The organism is Novosphingobium sp. AP12 (assembly GCF_000281975.1).
In the GTDB taxonomy this organism is placed as follows: Bacteria; Pseudomonadota; Alphaproteobacteria; order Sphingomonadales; family Sphingomonadaceae; genus Novosphingobium.
The window spans coordinates 1-21,640 of the sequence record NZ_AKKE01000134.1 but is presented as its reverse complement, the minus strand read 5'-3'; the positions used below and the strand labels follow the sequence as shown (position 1 = coordinate 21,640).

Here is a 21,640-nt window from a genome sequence, read left to right as displayed (position 1 = left end):
CTAAATCAATTACGCGGTGTCCAACCCTCGGACGGTCCCGCCGGTTCTGGCCGACATGAATGGGTAGCACCTTAGGCGACGCGGGCATCCAAAAGGAGCGTGTCCGGAACGTTCCCAATCTTGGCAATTTTGACATCAGCCGATGCAGCCGCTAGCCGGGAGGTAGGTCGGCTTGCGGGAGCTTGAAGAGCGAAGATGAGCCGACATTCGGCACCATCGCTGATCCTGACGCATGCCCGGCACCAGCTTCAGGCATGATTGTGGATTTTCTCCCTGCCATTGCGGTCGGGATCTCCAAGATTGATTCTTCGCTTCTCAATGGACGGTGCGGGCTCGCGCGCCCCGACATCGAGATTTGCAGCGAGCCAACGCGGACAATATGGGTTAATACTGGGGTCGTTTGAGACGCGCTTCAGCCCTCCCATTCGGCTAGGGCTTCGCGATAGGCTTCTTCCTCACGATTGCGCCGTTCTTCAAGGTTGCGCATCTGCGGATCCCGTTTGCCGCGAAGGTCGTCGCGCTCGCCGCGCAGCGCCTCGATCCTAGCATCGATTTCGGTCAGCCGAGCCCCATATTTCTCGGCTTGGCGTCTCATTGCGGCGTCAGCTTTGTCGAGCCGGGCACGACTTGGTTTGGGCGCTTTCGTATCGGTTTCGGCGGGTGCATCAGGCGCTTGGATTGTCGCCCGCTTGGCCTTTGCCTCGCGCTTGCGCCCTTTTCCCGCAGCAGCAAGATGCTGCGCGGTGCTGCCTCGCGCAACATGAATGACGATGCCGGGCTGCTCGAGGGATGCCTTGCCAAGCCCGGCGTGCGTCACCAGTTCGGCGGCGCCGCTTGCGAACAGGTCCGTGCCCGCGCCCCACGCTTCGAGCGCCGCCTTGCGGCTAGTTGTCGCGACATAGGCATCGTGGAATCCAATCGATGTCCGGAAGACCTTAAGGGTACTCTCGGGCATCGCCGTTCAACGCAGGAGGAACCGATTGGCGCCCGTGCGCTTTGCGATTGCCGTGAAGACCGCCACCTACTACGTGAACGGGATCAACGGCCGCCTGCCCGTCCTGCTGCGATGGCTGGAGCTCGCGGCGCCCGACATCGTCTGCCGTCAGGAATTGAAAGCGCCCGACGAGCGCTTTCCGCAACGCGCGATCCGGGAAGCAGGCTACGAAGCAATCTGGCATGGGCAGAACCGGTGGAACGGCGTCGCCATCCTGAGCCGCGTCGGTGAGATTCATGAAACCCGCCGCCGCCTGCCCGGTGACCCGGCCGACGAACAGAGCCGCTACATCGAGGCGGCCGTCAATTGCGTGCTGATCTGCGGACTGTATCTGCCCAACGGCAATCCGCGCCTTGGCCCCAAGTTCGAGTTCAAGCTGCGCTGGTTCGAACGGCTCCAGAACCATCTCACCGGGCTGCTCGATCTTGATGCGCCGGTGGTGTGCCTGGGCGATCTCCAACGTCATGCCGACCGACCTCGACGTCTATGCGCCGAGCGCTGGCGGGACGATGCACTTTTCGCCCCCGAAGTGTGTGCCGCCTATGCCCGTCTGCTCGACCAGGGCTGGACCGATGCGGTACGCGCCCTGCATCCGCACGAGACCATTTACACCTTCTGGAAATACTGGCGGGGCGCCTTCGAGCGCAATGCGGGCCTCAGGATCGACCATGCCCTGCTTAACCCGGTCGCGGCAAAGCGCCTGGTTGCCGCCGAGGTCGACACCCGGCCACGCGGATGGGAAAAGACGAGCGACCATGCGCCCTTGTGCATCGAACTTTCGGAGGGCGCCGCGCCGCGCAAACGGGGCGAAAGCCCCCGGAAGCGCCCGGTCCGGCCTAAATCCCGAGTGCTTGCGAGCCTCTGAGAACACTAGTGAGCGCATAGGCTCTGCTCGAATTCTTTTTCGTTTTCAGCCCGTTGCTTAGCCATTCGCTCCCCGGGTTTGCGTTAGCTGACGCCTTGACGGAACATAGGCGAAGTTGGAACATATAGCGAACAAACGAGTCGCCATTAACCAATGAACTTGCACACCCCCCTTCCCTCGCGGCTGCCCGCCGAGCAGCTCGCCGCGCTGCGCGCGCAGGTCGCGCAAGTCCAGGCCGTGCGTGGTCCGGTGCTGCCGTTTGGCGTGCCGGACATCGATTCCCGGCTCTTTGCCGGCGGCCTGGATGGTGCCGCGCTGCATGAAATAGCCGGCGCGAGTGCCAGCTGGAGCGACGATGCCGCCGCCACGCTGTTCGCCGCCGGCCTCGCCGCGCGCTTTGCTGCTGGGCCAGGCATGACGGTGCTGTGGGCCCTCAGCCGCTTCGACCTTTACGCGCCCGGCCTCGAGCAGATCGGGCTCGGCCCGGACAAGGTGCTTTACGCGCAAGGGGCGAAGGACGCGGAGGTCCTAGCGCTGGCCGAAGATGGCTTACGCGACGGATCGCTGGCCTGCGTAATCGCCGAGGTGAGGGCTGCCGATCAGACCGCTACCCGGCGGCTTCAGCTTGCCGCATCCGACGGGCGAACTCCCATGCTGCTCTACCGGCGGCATCGTTCGCGCGAGCGGAGCCCTCTGGCCCAGCCATCTGCGGCGATGACACGCTGGAGCATCGGAACGGCCCCTTCCACTCCTCTGCCTCATGCCGGCGTCGGACGGGGGCAGTGGGCGATCGAACTTGTCCGCCAGCGCGGCGGCAATCCTTTTTCTTTTTGCGTCGAGGCCTGTGATGACCAGGGTTGCCTCGCTCTACCTGCCGCAGTTGCCGATCGAGCGACTACGACGGTTGGAGCGGCCATCCGCGCCGCTTGACGCGGCGGCGCTGGCCCCCCGTTTCCTGCCCCCCATCGACGACGATCCCGGTGCCTGTTCGGTGCCGCGCGGCGGCGGCTGGCGGCCGGGTGCGCGCTGGGCGCAGGGGGCACCCGGCACCGCGCCGGCGCAGGCCGATATCGACGCCTTGCCGGCGCACCAGCGACCCACCATGCGTGAGATGGGGCGACGCAGCGAGAGCGCCGATCATCCCTTCAGGGCGATGGCTCCCGACGACGGCATGCCATCTTGCGAGCCATCGCCGGTGCGCGTGGCCCATAGCCACCCAAGTCGTTGGACGAAGCCCGTGGTGCTCATCGCGCGCAGCGGTCAGCGCGACGTCGTGACTGCCACCTGCCCCGCGGCGCTGGAGCTCGGCCTTCGCCCTGGCATGGCCGCCGCCCATGCGAGGGCACTGGTAAGCGACCTCGACGTGCACGACGCCGACCGGGCGGCCGACGCGGCGTGGCTCGAACGCCTGTCGCTTCACGCCGTGCGCCACTGGACGCCGACGGCGAGCACCTGCGATCCTGATGGCCTGTGGCTCGACGTGACCGGGACCACCCATCTGTTCGGCGGCGAGGCACGTTTCTGCCGGCGGGTCCTGCGGTTCCTCCAGCGTCTCGGCTTCACCGCCAGCATCGCCATCGCCGGAACGCCGGGCGCCGCGCATGCCCTCGCCCGCTTCGGCGGACACGCCGTGACCCTCCTGCCGCCGCGCGCCGAGGCCCTGGCGATAGCCGACCTACCGTTGGCGGCGCTGCGCATCCCAGCCGATACCCTGGCGACGGCAAGCCGGTTCGGTCTGGAGCGGATCGCCGATCTCTATGCGATGCCGCGCGGCCCCCTCGCCAAACGCCTCGGGCTGAAGACCGTGGAACGGCTCGACCAGGCACGAGGCCTCGTGGCGGAACCGATCGTGCCCGTGGTCCCGTTCGAGGCGCCGCGCGCCGAGCGCCGGCTGCTCGAGCCGATCGTCACTGCCGAAGCGATCAACCAGGTCATCGTCGATCTCCTCGCCGATCTGGTGCACGATCTGCAAGGCCGCCGGCTGGGCCTGCGCACCGCTGTCCTGACCTGCCAACGGGTGGACGGGCTGGCGCAGCGCATGGCGGTGGGCACCGCGCGCGCCACACGCGATGCCAGGCATCTGGCGCGCATGTTCGCGATGCGCGTCGAACGGATCGACCCGGGGCTCGGCATCGAGAAGATGCAGCTCGCGGCGCCGCGCGTCGAGGACCTGCAACCGGTTGCCATCGCGTCCGGCCTCCTCGACATCGCGCACGCGCCCGATATTGCGCCGCTCGTCGATCAGCTGGCCGGCCGGGCGGGCGATGCGGCGCTGTTCCGGGTCAGCGCGGTCGAGAGTGACGTGCCTGAGCGTGCGGTTCGCCGCACCGCGCCCTTGGCAACGACCTCGGGATGGCCGGCCTGGCGCCGCCCCGTCCGGCTATTGCAGCGGCCCGAATCGCTGACCAGCGTCGTCGCGCTGCTGCCCGATCATGCCCCTCGTCGGTTTTCCTGGCGCGGGACAGCGTACCGGGTCACGGCAGGCGAAGGCCCCGAGCGGGTCCACGGCGAATGGTGGAGCTCGGCCAGCGAGATGTGGGCGGTGCGCGACTACTTCATGGTCGAGACCGCGGGCGGCGAACGCTTCTGGCTGTTTCGGCGCGGCGACGGCATCGACGCGCCGACGGGCGATCTGAGCTGGTATCTCCACGGTGTGTTCGGCTGATGGCGACCTACGTCGAACTGCAGGTCACCAGCCACTTCTCGTTCCTGCGTGGCGCCTCCGCGCCGGAGGAACTCTTCGCGGCTGCCGCGGCCCTCGGGCATGGCGCACTGGGCCTTGCCGACCATAATACGGTGGCGGGGGTCGTCCGCGGATGGGCGGGGCAAAAGGAGACGGGCGTACGCATGATCGCGGGCGCGCGCATCGAGCTGACCGATGGCCGCGCGCTGCTGCTCTACCCCGCCGATCGCGCTGCCTGGTCGCGACTCACGCGCCTGCTGTCCTTGGGCAAGGGCCGCGGCGGCAAGGGACGGTCCCTTCTGGAATGGAGCGATATTGCCGAGCGTGGCGAAGGGTTGATCACGATTCTGCTTCCTGACATGCCGGACGCGCGAACAGCGCAGCACCTCGCGGACCTGCGCGCCGTGTTTGGGGGACGCGGCTACTGCGCGCTGTCGCTGCGCCGCAGGCCAGGCGACCAAGCGCGGCTGCACGGTCTCGATGCCCTGTCCCGAGCGGCCGGTATTCGCAGCGTCGCGACCGGCGACGTCCTTTACCACCAGGCCGAACTACGCCCGCTCCAGGACGTGATGACCGCAATCCGCGAGCGGACGACGATCGATGCGCTAGGCTTCCGGCGCGAGCGGTTCATGGACCGGGACCTGAAATCCCCTGAAGAGATGGAGCGCCGTTTCGCGGCCTTCCCCGACGCCATTCGCGCCAGCGCCGATATCGCCGCGCAATGCCGCTTCGATCTCGGCGAGATCCAGTACCAGTACCCCTACGAGGAAGTGATGGCGGGGCGCACCGCGCAGCAGGCCCTTGCCGCGCTTACCGAGGAGGCGGCGCTGCGCATGTTTCCCGAAGGGCTTGGCAAGGCCTACCGCAAGCAGATCGACCACGAGCTGCGGCTGATCGCCCAGCTCGGCTATGCGCCCTATTTCCTGACCGTCCATGCCATCGTTGCGGAAAGCCGGCGGCGGGGCATCCTGTGCCAGGGTCGGGGCTCCGCCGCCAACAGTTGCGTATGCTTCATGCTGGGCATCACCTCAATCGATCCGATCAAACACGAGCTGCTGTTCGAGCGCTTTGTCTCGGGCGAGCGCAAGGAGCCACCCGACATCGACGTCGACTTCGAGCACGAGCGGCGCGAGGAGATCATCCAGTGGATCTACGAGACCTACGGTCGCCAACGCTCGGCGCTGACCGCGGTCGTCACCCGCTACCGTACCCGCGGCGCGGTCGCCGAAGTGGGCAAGGCGCTTGGGCTGCCGCGCGACCTGACCAAGATGCTCACCGGCCTCGTGTGGGGCTGGTCGGTGGAAGGGATCGGCGACGAACAGATCGAGAGCCTCAATCTCAACGCCGACGACCACCGCCTGCGCCTGACGCTGGAATTGTCGCGGCAGCTGATCGGCACGCCGCGCCACCTGTCGCAGCACCCGGGCGGCTTCGTGCTGACGCAGGAGCGGCTCGACGATCTGGTGCCGATCGAACCGGCGCGCATGGAGGACCGCCAGATCATCGAGTGGGACAAGGACGATATCGATGCCCTGAAGTTCATGAAGGTCGACGTGCTGGGCCTGGGCATGCTCGGCTGCATGAACCGGGCCTTCAACCTGCTCGAGACACACAAAGGCATTCGGGTTGGCATGGCAGACCTGCAGGATGACGACCCTGACGTCTATGCGATGATCCAGAAGGCCGACACGCTCGGCGTCTTCCAGATCGAAAGCCGCGCGCAGATGTCGATGCTGCCGCGCATCAAGCCCGACAAGTTCTACGATCTCGTCATCGAAGTGGCGATCGTGCGGCCCGGGCCGATCCAGGGCGACATGGTCCATCCCTACCTGCGCCGGCGCGAAGGCAAGGAGACGCCCGAGTACCCCAAGGCAGAGCTGCGCGCGGTGCTGGAAAAGACCCTCGGCGTGCCGCTGTTCCAGGAACAGGCGATGAAAGTGGCGATCGTCGGGGCCGGCTTCACGCCCGCCGAGGCCGACCAGCTGCGGCGCGCGATGGCGACCTTCAAGCTGACCGGCGGGGTCAGCCACTTCTACGACAAGCTGGTCGGCGGCATGGTTGCGCGCGGCTACCCGAAGGACTTCGCCGAACGGACATTCAAGCAGATCGAGGGCTTCGGCTCCTACGGCTTTCCCGAAAGCCATGCCGCCTCCTTCGCCAAGATCGCCTATGCCAGCTGCTGGATGAAGCATCATCATCCCGATGTCTTCTGCGCCGCCCTGCTCAACGCGCAGCCAATGGGCTTCTATGCGCCCGCGCAGATCGTGCGCGATGCGCGCGGGCACGGCGTCGAGGTACGTCCCGTCTCGATCAACCACAGCCACTGGGACTGCTCGCTCGAACCCGGGCGCGGGCGGTATCTCGCGGTGCGCCTCGGCTTCCGGCAGGTGCGCGGGCTCGCCAACATCCATGGCGCCGCAATCGTCGCCGCCCGCGGACTTTCCCCATTTGAAAGCGTGGAGGAGGTCTGGCGCCGCGCCGGGGTGCCGCGCGCGGCTATCGAGCGGCTTGCGGAGGCCAACGCCTTTTCCTGCCTCGCCGAGGATCGTCGCCAGGGCCTGTGGAGGGTCAAGGGCCTTGGCGATGCGCCGCTTCCGCTCTTCGCGGCTGCCGACGAGCGCGAGGCGCGGTTCTCGCCCGAGGGTCTCGAGCCGGACGTAACCTTGCGGGCGATGAGCGAGGGCCGCGAAGTGGTCGAAGACTACCGCTCGCTGCAGATGTCGCTGCGTGGGCACCCCCTCCAGTTCCTGCGCGCCGAACTCGACGCCATGGGCATCGTGCGCTGCGGCGATCTTGGCCTGGTTCCCGATGGTCGCAACATCGAGGTCGCCGGTGTAATCCTCGTGCGCCAGCGGCCCGGCTCGGCCAAGGGTATCCTGTTCGTGACGATCGAGGACGAGACCGGGATCGCCAACGGCATCCTATGGCCCAACAAGTTCGAGATCTACCGGCGCCAGATCATGTCCGCCTCGATGATCGCGATGCGCGGCCGCCTGCAGAAGGAAGGCGAGATCATCCACGTCATCTGCGACCGCATCATCAATCACGACGACATGCTGCGCTCGATCGCCCACACCGACTTCGCGGTGGCGCCAGGCCGCGGCGATGGCGCAAGCAATGGCGGTGGCCCTGACCCTCGCGATCCGTCGTGGCCGCGCGGAAGGACGCTGGGCTCGCCGCCCTTTGGCACTGCTGCAAACCCGGATGAGCTCGTGCCGATCCGCAGTCACGATTTTCATTGATCCGCAGAGGGCCGCCTGCCGCTGGCGATGCACGCGGCGTTTTCCTGGCGGGATGCCCGGGGCGGGGTTTCCCACAGAGCTTGGCGTGGCTATCACGCCGCTATGGCGCCTCCCCCGATCGACCTGCTGGCAGACGCCGCGCGTGCCCTCGCCGCTCACCCGGACTTCCGCGTGCTCCGGCGGCTGGTGCCGGTGGATCGCCTTTATGCGGGGCCAGCCCAGGGAAAGACGCGGGTCGGCATTGCCCTCGACGTCGAGACGACCGGCCTCGATCGCGACAATGACAGGATCATCGAACTGGCAGTGCAGCGCTTCCGCTTCGACGAATTGGGCAGGATCGTGCAGATCGGCACGCCGCGGGTCTGGCGCGAGGATCCGCAGCAGCCCCTCGACCCTCGGATCACGCAGCTCACCGGTCTTACCGATGATGACCTCGCAGGTCAGGCGATCGACGAAATCGCCGCGGTTGAAATTCTCGCCTCCGCCGACCTCATCGTCGCTCACAATGCCGCCTTCGACCGGCCCTTCGTCGATCGCCGGCTCCCGGCGGTGGCCGGCCGGCCCTGGGCCTGTTCCATGGCCGAACTCGACTGGCTGGAGCTGGGCTTCGACGGGAAGGCTCTCGGCTATCTCGTCGCGCAATGCGGGTGGTTCTTCGAAGGCCACCGCGCCGAGAACGACATCCTCGCGCTCATTTATCTGCTAGGCCACACCGCCCCGGACGGCGAGACGATCCTGGCAAAGCTGCTCGCCTGCTCGGAGCGGCCTAGCTACCGGGTGAATGCCGTAGCTGCCCCGTTCGAAGGCAAGGATGCGCTAAAAGCGCGCGGCTATCGCTGGGACGCGGCCATGCGCTTCTGGGGGAAGACCATCCCCGAGGCAGAAATGGAAAGCGAACGGACCTGGCTGCTGCAGGACATATACGCCGGGCACGGCGAGCCGGTCTTCCATCCTCAGTCCGCCTGTGAGCGATATCGCTAGCACCTTGTCGGCAAGCCGCCGCAGATAGGGTTTCAAGCCGCCTCGCCTCCTCTATGAGAGAAGCATGCGTAAACTGACCCTAATTGCCTTGCCGCTCGCCGTCGCCTCTCCTGCCTATGCCTGGGGACCGATCGGCCACCGCATCACCGGCGCGATCGCCGACGAGAACCTCAGCGGGCTTGCCCGCGCCCATGTCCGGTTGCTGCTCGGCGCCGAAGACCTGGCGGAGGCGGTGACCTGGCCCGACGACATGAAATCCGATCCCGATACCTTCTGGCAGAAGCAGGCCAGCCCCTGGCACTACGTCACCGTGAAAGGCGACGACTATCAGGCCTCCGATGCTCCGGCAGAGGGGGATGCAATGACGGCGCTGTCTCGCTTCACCGCCACCTTGCGCGATCCCAAGGCTTCTGCGGACGACAAGCGCCTGGCGCTGCGCTTCATCGTCCACATCATCGGCGATCTGCATCAGCCGCTGCACGACGGCACGGGTACCGATCGCGGCGGCAATGCCGTCACCGTCACCTGGTTCGGCAAGCCGACCAACCTGCATTCGGTCTGGGATTCAGGGCTGATCGAGCAGCGTTCGCTGTCTTATTCAGAGTATGCGAGGTGGCTATCGCGCTCGATCACGCCCGCGCAGGTGATTGCCTGGAATGAGCGCGATCCCGCCGTGTGGATCCATGAGAGCATCGCCTTGCGCAAAACGATCTATCCGGCCGATCCCGCGCTCTCCTGGAACTATGCCTACCAGCACCGGACCGAAGTCGACGATCGCCTGAAGCAAGGCGGTGTCCGTATCGCCGCTTACCTGAACTGGATTTTTGACAGTGCCCAACCTGCCCGCGGCGCACCGAGACGTTAAGCGGACCGACGCTCGCCATTCAGAGCATCTCGAGCGGGCGCCGCTTCGTTGGCGCTGGGAAACTTCGGTCGAGCAGCGTGATGTCGTCCGCAGTGAGATCGAGGTCCAGGGCAGCTCGATTGTCACGGACGTGCGGCAGCGAGGAAGCCTTGGGTATCGCCAGAATTCCGGGCTGTCGCAGCAGCCAGGCGAGAGCGACCTGCGCCGGTGACACGCCGTGTTCGGCCGCGATCTGCGCCAGCGCCCGGTGTCCCAGCAGCCGGCCCTGCTCGACCGGGCTATAGGCCATCACCGGGATCGCGCGTTGTCCCAGCCATGGGATCAGGCCGAACTCGGGACCACGCCGGGTGAGATTGTAGAGGATCTGGTCGGTCATGCAGGTCCGGCCCCCCACTGCCTCCAGCTCCACCATGTCGTCGGTGTCGAGGTTGCTCACGCCCCAGCGCGCGATCAGCCCCGCTGCGACCAGCGCTTCCATCGCCTCGACCGTTTCCGCGAGAGACACACTGCCCCGCCAGTGCAGCAGGTAGAGATCGAGCCGGTCAGTGCGCAGGCGCTTGCAGCTCGCTTCGCACGCCTGGCGCAGGCGCGCCCGCGATGCATTCTGCGGATAGGCCTTGCTGACGAGGAAGACCTCGTCCCGGCGGTGCGCGATCGCGTCCCCGACGACACGTTCGGCTTCGCCGTCGGCATACATCTCGGCCGTGTCGATCACCGTCAGGCCAAGATCGAGGCCTGCCTGCAGTGCGGCGATCTCGTCGGCCCGTCGGCCGCGCGCCTCGCCCATCATCCATGTGCCCTGTCCCAGGGCAGGCACTGTCGTTCCATCCGGAAATTCAACGGTCTTCATGGTCGGATCAACGTCCGGCGAGCGATTGGGTTCGCCGCCAAAGCTGCATCGTCCTGGCAAATCCGGTGCAAGCGTCTCGCCCGCTTGATCCGAACGGCCTGTCGCGACGACGCTAAAACGATGGACCTGCCTGCGATCACCCGGACCAGACCGGCCTCGATTGCCAAGCGGGAATGGACGGTTATCGTGCCTGGCGAGAGGAGCACGCCCATCTGCAACCTGTATCGCCTGACTACGCCGACCGACGCCATTGCCGGACTGTTCGGCGCGCAGACCGGGCCGGCACCGAACGTGGCGGAGGAAATCTACCCCGGCTATCCGGGACTTGTCGTCGTCAGCGGTCAGATCCGGTCGATGACCTGGGGGTTTCCGCGGGCGATGAAGAGCAAGCGTACCGGTCTTCCGATCAAGCCACGCACGGTCAACAATGCCCGCGAGGACAAGCTGGCAACCCCGTTCTGGCGCGACAGCTTCGTCAACCGGCGCTGCCTGATCCCGGTCAGTGCCTGGGCCGAGGCGCAAGGGGAGGAAGGGCGCATGACGCGGACCTGGTATGCCGTGCCAGGCGACGCGCCTTTCGCAGTGGCAGGTATATGGCGGCCGACGAGCGAATGGGGCGACGCCTATTCGATGGTCATGGTCGACAATTGCGCATTCATGGCCGAGGTCCATGACCGGATGCCGACAATCCTGCACCGAGACACCTGGGACGCGTGGTTACATGGAACGCCGGAGGAAGCTTTCGCGCTATGCCGGATCTGGGACGGACAGCTGCTCCTGGATGCCACGCCCGAACCTTGGGCCAAACCCCGTCAACGCACGCCCTCCTCTCCAACATTGCTGTGAGGCTCAAGATGATCCGTCTTGCATTTGCCGCCGCCGCCTCCTTTGGCTGCTTCCTGCCCCAGGTGGCGCACGCGCAGGATTTCACCGGCATCGCGCGGGCCATCGACGGCGATTCGCTGCGCGTAGGCAATCGGGAGGTTCGCCTGTTCGGCATCGATGCCCCCGAATACCGTCAGACCTGCAAAATCCGCTATACCAACTGGAGCTGCGGCGCAGATGCCGCGACCGCACTGCGATCAATGGTCGACGGTCGCCAACTGACCTGCACGGCGCGGGATCAGGATGTCTACGGCCGCACTGTCGCCACCTGCCGGGCGAGCGGCGTCGATGTCGCGGGCGAAATGCTCAGCCGCGGTCTCGCCATCACACTCGAGCACGCTTCGGCAGAGTACTTTCAGCGCCAGGCCGCCAGCAGAACAGCAGGGGCTGGTATCTGGGCGTCGGAATTCGTTACGCCTTCGGAATACCGCGCGGCCAATCCGCGTAGCAGCAGCGCCCCTGCTACTTCGGCTCCGCCCGCCAGCATCTCGCGAAGAGCAGCGGCGCCAGCCACATCGGGCATGTGGCGCAGCTGCGCCCAGGCTCGCGCGGCGGGCGCAGCACCAGTCCACAGAGGAGAGCCGGGATATAACCCGATGCTCGATGGCGACAGCGACGGCATCGCCTGTGAGCCCTACCGCAAACGCCGGTGACCCTTGGCCGGTGGCTACCATAGGCGGGCGACCGGCTTGAAAGGCTTTGAGGCCTTGGTTTTGTACGAAGCGCGGGGCGTCTTCGCCCCGGGTGACCTCGTGGACATGCTGCGATCGGTCTTCGATGTGCCAGTACTGAAGGATGGCTTCGCCGGCCATCTGGGTTACCGCGGAGCGACCAGACAGGCGGGTTTTGTCCCGGTGGAGCGTCACTACCCCATCAGCACGGACCGGATCGCGGCGACTGCAGGCCTCGGTGAGAGATCGTTGTTGAAGAGACCGAAGTTGTCCATCTCGCCGGGCCCCTTCCATGCGAACAGTTCGTAGATGCAAATCGTGTGAACGTACGGACTTGCAAGGGCCTCCCGTACATCGGACGCAAGTAGCCTCGCCTGTTCGGAGATCGTGACGGGAGGCGCCGTGAAATTCGATTGCCCTCCGCCTGTCGTGCGGCCCCATTCGGTAATGACCCCCTGCTTGTGCCTGCCCTTTGCGATCTTGGATCGGAATGCCGCTATGCGGGCAGTGACACGGGCCTGCGCTGTAGGGTAAATGTGACTGTTGCCGAAATCACTATAGGGTGCCTGTTCCGCCTGCATGAAGTCATTGCTCGCAATGAGCGGTATCGCAGACAATACCGGATCGGCCTTAATTGCGGCGTGAGCGTCGCGGATGAAAGCCAGAAGTGCGGGAGAATTCCCAGTACGAAAACCAAGTCGCCTGTCCGTTACGCCCTTGTAGGTTACTGGATTAAGATCGGGTTCGTTCGGATATTCGATCGCCCATATCGATCCAGGCGCCGCTCTCAGGAACGCCCTGATATCCGCGATAGTCGTCTGGATTGGCCTGGCCGTAAGGGTGAAGCAGAACTTCACGCCCCCTCGCGCCAGTCCCACATAAGTCGCCCAACCGGGTGTACCCCTGAAGGGTTCGCGGCAGCGCATCCGCCGCACGCCGCCAAGTTTGTCAAGTGCGCGCATGATGTTGACGCGCTTGTACACCGATGCAGTGTCTTGTGGACGACCCTGTACCATAAAGCGGTCGATCACCGGAGATCGAACAAGAGCCTGCACAGGCATGAGCGGCACTGCTGTCAGGACGCCCATGAGCGCGCGACGGGAAAGCGGAACGGCGTATCCACTCATGTCGTTGCTCCTAACGGATCAAACCGAGACGGTCGGGAAAACGTGGCATGCGGCTCCTGCACGGACCGGAAAGCTCGAGCGGCAAGCTTCACCTTAGCTTGGTAGCTTGGACAGCGCCCAGGTTGCGGCAGGGGATCATGGAAATTATTCCGATTCCCACCGCGCTGCGCCGACTTGCAGAAATTCGCGCACTAGCTAGCTGCCCAATGGAGCATGATCGTGATCGACGTCTATTCGAGGGCGACTCTTGACGCCCTCCATTGGCGGCCAGCTGCCACTGCCGCTTGACCAAGCCGCCAACAGAGGAGACATCCACGACCACGATCAAGCACTTCAAGTGCACACGACCATCAGTTCGCAGTCCTGCTTTACATCGTCAGATGCTACGGCGAGAGCCTCGCACATTCGAGCTGACCGAGATATAGGCATGGCAACTTGCCCCCTTTTAGCCTGCCGCAACCTCAAAGGCAGAGGAGTTGGTATTCATCAACGATCAGATCGATATCATTCCGGATCTCCGCCTCGTAAATTTGGTTCATCACAACGATCAGGACGGGACCAAGTTTCGAGAGAGTTGAGGGCGATACTATCTCGTGGCCCGTACCCGGCATGAAATACCCGTGCCGATTGGGGTTGATATCAGTTACGCAGTCCACCAGCTCACTCTCGCCGAGCATCTTGAGGAACGAAACGGCCTTAGATCCCGAACCCCAAATGACCACCTTCTGGCCGGATATTCTTGCAGCCTTGACCGCCTGACGCCAGTATGACTGCTTATCCAAAACCCGTTGCGCGAAGCTGTCAACCACCGCGCCTAGCGAGCTGCGTTGCGCCGGAACGCCAACATTCGGACGCACCTCAGCCGGAACGGCTTCAATCGTAAGATACTGGTCGCCGTACTCATGTGCGATACGCGTCACGCGAAAGCCGCAGGAGCTGAAGAGAGAAGAAAGCGAGCTCTCCGTGAAATAAGAGCAGTGCTCGTGGTAGATATCCTCGAAGGCACATTCCTTGAAGATACGGTTGGCGTCGGGAACCTGGAAAAAAACGATGGTGCCTCTTTGCGCGCTCAAGCCGCCACGCACCGTCGACATGAACGATGCGGTGTCCGTGATATGCTCCAGCGTCATTTTGCAGCACAGGAAGTCCGGCTCTGGTCGGCAATGTTCGGGCGCGAAATATTCCGGGATAAGAATGACCCGATGTGCGCCTTCGACCCCGAACAAACGGGCCGGAAGCGCGCTGGGGTCGACACCTACGCCGCGATTGGCCCCCAGCCGTGAAAGCAGAAGGAGAAACTCACCTTTACCGCACCCGATTTCCATCACTTCGCGCCCACGAAGATCATGGCGTTCTATCAAATCGACGGCTAGCTGGCTGTGAAACTGACTAAAGGTCGGCGAAAAGCCTTGGGTCTCCTCATAACGACCTGAATATTCCATTTGACCAGGATCGAATGCAGCATTGAACACGAAGTCACAATCCCGACAATGAGTCAGTATGATATCGCCCTTTGGGCACTCAATCGCCTGAACCACGTCGTCAAAAAGAAGGCAAGAATTCGCGGGAACCTCCAGCACTTCATAAAACGGATTTAACTCCCCTGAACGACAGCTCGGACAAGATTGAAGCCTCGCTTGGCCACGGCTTGCGGATAGACCAGCCCCGATCGCCTCGGATGTTCCCATCTACAATACCCTCGGATCGGGAACGGGGAGTATGAACTTTCCTCCAGCGGCGAGAAAATCGTGCTGCTGGTCAATGATCTCATCGATAAAATTCCAGGCCAGGACCAAAACATAGTCCGGACGTGCTTCAAGCAGAGCCTTAGGCGCTAGTATCGGGATTTTGGCACCAGGCATCAGAAGGCCATGCTTGTTCTCGTTCCGATCGACGACGAAATCGATCATTTCGTGATCGATGCCGCAGTAGTTGATCAAGGTCGCGCCCTTCGCCGCGGCGCCATAAGCGGCTATGCTGTGACCTTCCGCCTTCAGTTGCCTGATCAGGCCCACCAGCTTGTCCCGCAATTCGTCTACCCGAGCTGCAAACTGATGGTAATAGTCGATACGGTCGAGCCCGACGGCACGTTCATATGTCAACAACTCCGTAACGCTGATCTCGACATTTTCCGTGTGCTCGGCAAAGATACGCAGCGACCCGCCGTGCAAGCTCCACTGCTCTATCCGGTTTATGAACAAGCCATGCCGACGAAATAGCTTGTCGAGCGCAGTCATCGAGAAATAGCAGTGGTGCTCGTGGTATATCGTATCGAACTCCACATGTTCCATCAACGGCAAGAGGTGTGGCACTTCGAGGACAGCCACTCCACTTGGTTTCAGTAGCTGACGAATACCTTTGACGAAGCCGTTCGTGTCACTGACATGGGCCAGTACGTTGTTCCCGTGCACTACATCGGCCTTACCGAAATCCCGGGCGACGTCGTGGGCCAGTTGTTCGGTAAAGAAGGCGCACAGAGTCCTTACGCCAATCTTCTCTGCATCGGCCACCGGTCCCTCTGCGGGATCGATGCCAAGCACTGATATTCCATGGTCCAAGTAGTTTCGCAGGAGATATCCATCATTGCTTGCTAGCTCGATTACGAAGCTGCACGTATTTAGTGCCCGTTCTCCGATGCGATCCAGAACGTTGGCTGTGGAATGGGCGAGCAATGCCGGAGAGAAGGAGGAGAAATACGGATAGTCTTGCGCATAAAGGACTTCGGGACTGACGGTTTCGAGGATTTGCACGAGTGTGCATTCCGGACAAAAAGCCACCATCAGCGGGAACGTCAACTCTGGCTCGCATGCCTTATGCTCCGGCACAAGTCGATCGGCCAAAGGTGTACGCCCGAGATCAAGAATCGGCGCGAGCGCCTCGTTACCGCAAGAGCGGCACGCCGTCTCGGTTATGGATAGGCTCTCAAGCTGTTGCAAAGGCATTGGAACCGTTCCTTCCTGCTGGACCGTCTATTCGAAACAGACGTTCGTCTAGCTCACCTGCATCAATGCGGCTCTTGACGTGGGCAATGCGTTTAAAGCGAGGACCTTCGAAATCCTCCACACTTAGTCTGGCTGTGCAGAAGGCCTCATATAGTTGCTCGATACCCCGGCGCACTGTCCATTGAGGCTTGAAGCCGTGCAGCACGCGACTGATATGGTTGCAATCGACTCGATAATTGCGGATATCCGCCCCAACTTCATTCGAGAACGTGATGCGCGAATTGGGCACGATCGAGCGGACTAGATCGGCAACCTCCCTTATCTGGTAGTTTTCGCTTGTTTGACCCACATTGAAAACACCAAGATGGACATCTTGGCGCGGGGCCTCGACCGCGGCAACGTAAGCCAGTGCAATATCTTCGACGTGGACCAATGGACGCCATGCCATGCCGTCGCTCTTCAGGCGCACATCCCCGGTGGTGCAAGCCCAAGCAGTGAGGTTGTTGACGACCAGATCAAAACGTAGCCGTGGCGACAGTCCGTATGCTGTCGAAGCCCGAAGCAACGTCGGGCTGAAGCTGTCATCTGCCAACGCGCGAATGGACTGTTCCGCTTCCACTTTCGACACCCCGTAAGGCGTGACCGGGTTAAGCACGCCTTCTTCGGTCACGAAAGCGACGCCCGATGCGCCGTAGTTGGAACAGGATGAAGCAAAGACGAACCGGGGAACTCCGGCAGATTTGGCGAGCCGCGCTAGTTCTCCGGATGCCCAGCCATTGATCTGCCGTGTCAGTCCCGGCTGATAGTCACCTAATGGATCATTAGAGAGACCAGCCAAGTGGAGGACAGCATCGAAACCCGCCAGTTTGTTTACGGCGTCAGGTTGCTTGACGAAGTGCCGGACGTCGCAACCCATCGACGGCAGCATCGTCACGGCGCCAGTGAACGTGCACTCGCCATACAGGTCGCTGTCCAAGCCGGAAACATCATGCCCGCGCTCGAGGAGCCTCGGCGCCAGGACCGTCCCAATGTACCCCAGGTGTCCAGTCAGCAGGACCTTCATCAACCTCATCCTTCCAGATTTGCCAAGGCGCTTTGCCCGATTGCCACAGCTGCGTGAGGATCTGCTTCTCGCGCATTGTGTCCATGCATTGCCAGAAAGACCGATGGTGGTAGGCCATCAGTTGCCCTTCCCGCGCCAACCTCGAAAGCGGACCCTGCTCGAACATCTCCTCCTCACTCTCGATGAAATCCAGCACGCCCGGTTCTAGCACGAAGAAAGCACCGTTGATCCAGCCTTCGCCAATCTGCGGTTTTTCGGAGAACTTCGTGATCTGATCACCGTCGATGTCCAGGCGACCATAGCGTGCGGGAGGGCGCACGGCCGTGAGCGTGGCAAGTCGTCCGTGGGACCTGTGAAATGCAAGCAGTTCGTGGATGTTAATGTCGGCCACTCCATCACCCCAGGTTATGAGCATGGTTTTGTTGCCCAACCAGGGCCCGAGTTTTTTGATCCGCCCGCCCGTGCCTGAATTCATTCCCGTATCGACAAGGTCCACATTCCATTCCGGAAGCAAGTTCCGGCTATGCCGAACTAGATCACCACTGCGCACGTTAAGGGAAACTGACCCTTGATTACTACAGTAATCTCGAAACCACCGCTTAATGTACTCTCCTTTGTATCCCAGAGCTATAGCGAAGTCATTGAATCCAAAGTGAGAATATAGCTTCATGATATGCCAAAGTATCGGCATACCTCCAATCTCCACCATGGGCTTTGGACGTGTACTGGTTTCTTCAGCAAGGCGCGATCCGAGACCGCCAGCCAGTATTCCTACCTTGATGCTTTCGTCTTCAATGATCCTCATAACCGATCCTTCGCTGTCGCGCATTTCAGATTAGAACGAGGTCTGCTCTTTTAAATCCGCTGCATATCAGCCCCGATCGGGAAATCTTCCGGACGGAGGTGTCAGGTACGCGCCACCAACTTCGCCACGATAATACAAGGATGCGAGAAACGAAAATGAGGCAATCAGGGTAGCCCTTTTTAGCCATCCCACGTCGTTATCAATTTCAAGCTGATCGTCGCGGGCCGTACACATCTGACTAAATGCATAATAACATACAGGTTACTGTATAGAAACGCAAATGCTCTCATGCAGTAACCTTCTGATATTCTTACATGTTAATCGTTTACTGACTTTAAACGTAGACGAACTCGCCGATCATCTATAGATCAGATCGTCACTTGAAGTTATAATAGTGACCTCTATTATAACATGCGTCGCGTCGCGCGAGGTTGCCTAGCCAAGCACAGAGTTTGCGCTTTGGCATCAGGCGCCGGTAATCTGATACGGCCATTCCAAGTATGTACATGCCGTCACCGCCATCGCCGATGCCGCGGAGGGACGAAAAGCCGTTAGCTATGGGCACGATGCGCCCTAGGCGAATACCCACGCAAACGTCGTGTTCCCGGCCTGAGCTTGCAAAGAGTCTTGATCTAATGCCCGCCCATACCTTTGATTACGGCATCAACAGAAAACCCCGCACTAGATCACGAAATCGGTTTTTTCTTCATTTCTATTGCGTCCTTGGAATTGACTGGGCCAAAGTCCGCGTCATTTATTGACTGAGCGTTGCCCAAGTAGGATTTTGGAGGCCTGATAGTCCTGTATACCATACGCACAGTGGCGCGCACACCACTATAGATGCGGGGCATGGTCGACCATGCAAGCTCATCGGAATAGTGCAACAGCTTGCGCGGAGAGAACATGTAACTGGCGCAGGCCTTGCCCAATTGAAAACGGGATGCAATTTCCGGATAACGCCCCCAGATTTCGTACGCGTGCCTGAGCCGACTGAGATGTAGTGTCGAATAGGAACGGACGTTGCTTGTGTCTTGCCAAACGTTGAGAAACAACCTGTTATTCGACTGAGCCATCGATTGGCCGGAGTGTTTGCGATTGTAAAATATCGCCTCCGGCACACATAAAAAGCGTCCGAGAAGCGCCATCTCCGCTACCAGGTTACGATCGGACGTATAGTAGGGCCGGTGCGACGTAGTTCTCCTGACTACATGGGTGCGCATAAGGCCAAAGATCGCATGACACGCGCGATCCATCCGCATGGCCTTCGCAAAACGTTCGACCGGGCCGGACCCCCCAAATAGCTGTACCGTATATTCGCTGTCCAAGAACGGCGTTTGCGCATCAACCATCTCACGCGGCATGCCGTGTGCGATCACGAATTGCGGAAATCTCTCGAGCGCGTTCACGCATTCTTCAATGTAATTGTCTGACAGCCAATCGTCATGGGAAAGCCATTTGAAGTAGACACCTCTTGCAAGATCGAGGCCACGATTGTAATTTGGCGCCGCTCCAAGATTGCGCTCATTGCGGTAAACGCGCACACGCGAGTCTTGTTCTGATAAAAGGCGGCAGATTTCCGCTGTGCCGTCGGTCGATGCATTATCAACTATGATCAGCTCAAGATCGGTATATGTCTGCCGCAATACTGACTTTGCTGCTTCGGACAAAAAATTTTCGCCATTGAAGACCGGTATAGCGATAGAGACGCAGGGTGTATGCCGCAGTCGTGCATCCTGATCTTTGGTCGGATATCCGTTCACGGCTCTTCGCTTCGCCATACCCGCCCCTGAGTTAGAAATAATGCACGTTGGCATTCGCTAAAAAACTGCGCAGACTAAACATCACGATTCTCCGGTGGCTCGAGGAAGCTTTCACCTTAACACTCGCTTTGGTAGGCGTAGTGAGAAACGACGTGCCCGTTGGTCAGTGCGTCGACCATCCGATATCTTGCCTGCGCTATGCCGAAGGTTAGTACCATCTTGTGGCGAGGCTTCGGGTAATCGCATCCGTTCTCGTTCGTCGAGAACCGCGTCTCCCGGGAAATTCGCTGAAGGATTTTCATGTGCATAGAAGTAGTATTCCACGACTATTATCGCGTCGCAATAACACCTAGTGAGTAAGCCAATTGGCTGGATCCCGCCTGCGATTGCAGGCACGATGCGATTATGGGATGACGCGAATAAGTTTCTTGCGCCCAGGTCAAAAATTGTCATCTGATGGCGAGTATGATCGCGTAGGCTTGATAAGAAGCTCAATTAAGAGCTTTGAATTCGCGCGCCTAAGAGCCTGATCAGAAAATAAGTTGAGTGGTATCAGCAGGTTAGCTTGACGGCTTGGCCTGTCGTTGATTCATGGTTTCGCCAAAAACTACCATGGATTCAACGATGTGGACCGATACCACTCGCGCTCTTCATGCGCGAAGCGGGCTGGCTTTGCCAAGCGATTTGACGGATGCCGAGTGGGCGCTGCTGGAGCCATTGCTTCCACCTGCGTCTCGTGTCGGACGGCCCCGCAAGTGGCCATTGCGGCGCATTGTCGAGGCAATTCTGTACCTACTGCGCGGAGGCCTGCCATGGCGGATGCTGCCGCCTTGCTTTCCGCCGGTGTCGAGCGTGCGGCATTGGTTCTACTTGTGGCGAGACAACGGGCTTTGGCTGACGATAAACCACACCTTGCTGATGATGGCCCGCGAAGCTGATGGCCGAGAGGCTTCGCCCAGCGCTGGCGTGATCGACAGCCAGTCAGTGAAGACGACCGAAAGCGGTGGCCTGTGCGGTTACGATGCAGGGAAAAAGGTCAAAGGACGCAAACGGCACATCTTGACCGACACCGATGGAAATCTAGTCCATGCCGTTGTGCACGCCGCCGACATCCAGGACCGGGACGGGGCACCGCTGGTCCTTGGAGAAATCGTCAGGCGCTTCCCTTGGCTCCGTCATGTGTTTGCAGACGGCGGCTATGCCGGAAACAAGCTCAAGGATGCCCTGCGCCGGATCGGAAAGTGGACCGTCGAAATCATCAAACGGTCCGATACTGCCAAGGGCTTCGAGGTCCTGCCCCGACGCTGGGTCGTCGAACGAACGCTTGCCTGGCTGAGCCGCAATCGGCGTCTGGCAAAGGACTTCGAGGAAACCATCGCGTCGGCAACCGCCTGGCTCTTTATCGCATCAATCCAGCTATATGCTCGCCGCATCGCAAGGCCCTGACCTCGATGCCCGCAATTTTGAATCAGACACTAAGCCCTGCTACCTACAATGCATCAAAACAGCGCTCATTCGACGCAGGCGGCGGAGGCCGGGGTCTTGGCCAAATTGAACAAACAGTGATGAACCGTTGGCGCGAAACGTGAGAATGCTGCAGTGACAAGGCATGCTCTGATACCTGACCTGCGCTGCAGTTGACGAGCCCGCCACGCCAGACGCTTGGCACGCCTCGCAGCGCCAGTGTAATCAGCGCCCTCGATATCTCATGCTGGCGAGTTACTCGCGCCACGCAGCCGCCAGAAGAACAGGCCTCGGACAGAATCTTCGCCCGCGTGTCCTCATGCCAGCGCCGCGGACGCACGGGCCCGCTGAAAACCTTGATCTGCCCCCAAAAAAACCGCTCCTACGACCGCGCTCAAGAGCGACCTTAACAGCCCGTTGACCGTAAGCGATGTTCTCAGCCC

At 61.5% G+C, this 21,640-nt stretch carries 17 protein-coding genes; 9 read left to right on the top strand and 8 right to left on the bottom strand.

Annotation, left to right across the window (positions count from 1 at the left end):
- Positions 1–412 precede the first annotated feature (412 nt).
- Positions 413–955, bottom strand: coding sequence for a hypothetical protein (locus PMI02_RS19535; RefSeq protein ID WP_007686102.1), 543 nt, complete (start codon positions 953–955; stop codon positions 413–415).
- A 52-nt stretch (positions 956–1,007) separates the two neighbouring features.
- Here PMI02_RS19535 and xth point away from each other — a divergent pair, with 52 nt between their 5' ends.
- From xth to PMI02_RS19505, 6 genes are all read left to right on the top strand, one after another.
- Positions 1,008–1,859: an exodeoxyribonuclease III gene (gene xth, locus PMI02_RS19530; RefSeq protein ID WP_157222608.1), complete on the top strand. Its 852-nt coding sequence runs from the start codon at positions 1,008–1,010 to the stop codon at positions 1,857–1,859.
- Positions 1,860–2,012: 153 nt separating this feature from the next.
- A complete protein-coding gene (locus PMI02_RS19525; RefSeq protein WP_007686098.1) occupies positions 2,013–2,789 on the top strand; it encodes an ImuA family protein in 777 nt (258 codons plus the stop codon).
- Complete coding sequence (locus tag PMI02_RS19520) at positions 2,707–4,524, top strand: DNA polymerase Y family protein (protein ID WP_081496735.1); 1,818 nt, start codon at positions 2,707–2,709, stop codon at positions 4,522–4,524. Before PMI02_RS19525 ends, PMI02_RS19520 begins: the two co-directional genes overlap by 83 nt.
- Positions 4,524–7,784, top strand: a complete 3,261-nt coding sequence (locus tag PMI02_RS19515; protein ID WP_007686095.1) for an error-prone DNA polymerase — start codon at positions 4,524–4,526, stop codon at positions 7,782–7,784. The genes PMI02_RS19520 and PMI02_RS19515 overlap by 1 nt, the downstream gene beginning before the upstream one ends.
- 102 nt (positions 7,785–7,886) lie before the next feature.
- Positions 7,887–8,765, top strand: coding sequence for a 3'-5' exonuclease (locus PMI02_RS19510; protein WP_007686093.1), 879 nt, complete (start codon positions 7,887–7,889; stop codon positions 8,763–8,765).
- Between the two features lie 64 nt (positions 8,766–8,829).
- Entirely contained in the window at positions 8,830–9,630 is an 801-nt protein-coding gene (locus PMI02_RS19505; RefSeq protein ID WP_007686091.1) for a S1/P1 nuclease, read from the top strand.
- Positions 9,631–9,649: 19 nt separating this feature from the next.
- On the opposite strand, the gene PMI02_RS19500 is transcribed toward PMI02_RS19505, so the two are convergent.
- Positions 9,650–10,480 (bottom strand): aldo/keto reductase, encoded by an 831-nt coding sequence (locus PMI02_RS19500; RefSeq protein WP_081496734.1) that lies wholly within the window; start codon positions 10,478–10,480, stop codon positions 9,650–9,652.
- A 210-nt stretch (positions 10,481–10,690) separates the two neighbouring features.
- On the opposite strand from PMI02_RS19500, the gene PMI02_RS19495 reads away from it, so the two are divergent.
- Together PMI02_RS19495 and PMI02_RS19490 are read left to right on the top strand one after the other, a co-directional pair.
- A complete protein-coding gene (locus tag PMI02_RS19495) occupies positions 10,691–11,326 on the top strand; it encodes an SOS response-associated peptidase (RefSeq protein ID WP_036504633.1) in 636 nt (211 codons plus the stop codon).
- Positions 11,327–11,334: 8 nt separating this feature from the next.
- Positions 11,335–12,018, top strand: a complete 684-nt coding sequence (locus tag PMI02_RS19490) for a thermonuclease family protein (protein WP_007686085.1) — start codon at positions 11,335–11,337, stop codon at positions 12,016–12,018.
- A gap of 212 nt (positions 12,019–12,230) precedes the next feature.
- Here PMI02_RS19490 and PMI02_RS19485 read toward each other — a convergent pair whose 3' ends face one another.
- From PMI02_RS19485 to PMI02_RS26525, 6 genes are all read right to left on the bottom strand, one after another.
- Positions 12,231–13,163, bottom strand: a complete 933-nt coding sequence (locus tag PMI02_RS19485) for a hypothetical protein (RefSeq protein WP_007686080.1) — start codon at positions 13,161–13,163, stop codon at positions 12,231–12,233.
- 461 nt (positions 13,164–13,624) lie between these two features.
- Positions 13,625–14,635 carry a class I SAM-dependent methyltransferase gene (locus PMI02_RS26535; RefSeq protein ID WP_238539116.1) on the bottom strand — a complete coding sequence of 337 codons (1,011 nt, stop codon included), beginning with the start codon at positions 14,633–14,635 and terminating at the stop codon, positions 13,625–13,627.
- Between the two features lie 216 nt (positions 14,636–14,851).
- A complete protein-coding gene (locus PMI02_RS19475) occupies positions 14,852–16,105 on the bottom strand; it encodes a class I SAM-dependent methyltransferase (protein WP_007686075.1) in 1,254 nt (417 codons plus the stop codon).
- A complete protein-coding gene (locus tag PMI02_RS26530) occupies positions 16,086–17,168 on the bottom strand; it encodes an NAD(P)-dependent oxidoreductase (protein WP_007686073.1) in 1,083 nt (360 codons plus the stop codon). The genes PMI02_RS19475 and PMI02_RS26530 overlap by 20 nt, the downstream gene beginning before the upstream one ends.
- Positions 17,092–17,997, bottom strand: a complete 906-nt coding sequence (gene rfbF, locus PMI02_RS19470) for a glucose-1-phosphate cytidylyltransferase (RefSeq protein WP_304412061.1) — start codon at positions 17,995–17,997, stop codon at positions 17,092–17,094. The genes PMI02_RS26530 and rfbF overlap by 77 nt, the downstream gene beginning before the upstream one ends.
- A 662-nt stretch (positions 17,998–18,659) precedes the next feature.
- Complete coding sequence (locus PMI02_RS26525; protein ID WP_157222607.1) at positions 18,660–19,733, bottom strand: glycosyltransferase family 2 protein; 1,074 nt, start codon at positions 19,731–19,733, stop codon at positions 18,660–18,662.
- Positions 19,734–20,357: 624 nt separating this feature from the next.
- Between PMI02_RS26525 and PMI02_RS19455 the strand changes: the two genes are divergently transcribed.
- The gene (locus PMI02_RS19455) at positions 20,358–21,179 is read left to right on the top strand and encodes an IS5 family transposase (RefSeq protein ID WP_036504620.1); all 822 of its coding nucleotides are present in this window, start codon (positions 20,358–20,360) and stop codon (positions 21,177–21,179) included.
- Positions 21,180–21,640: the final 461 nt, after the last annotated feature.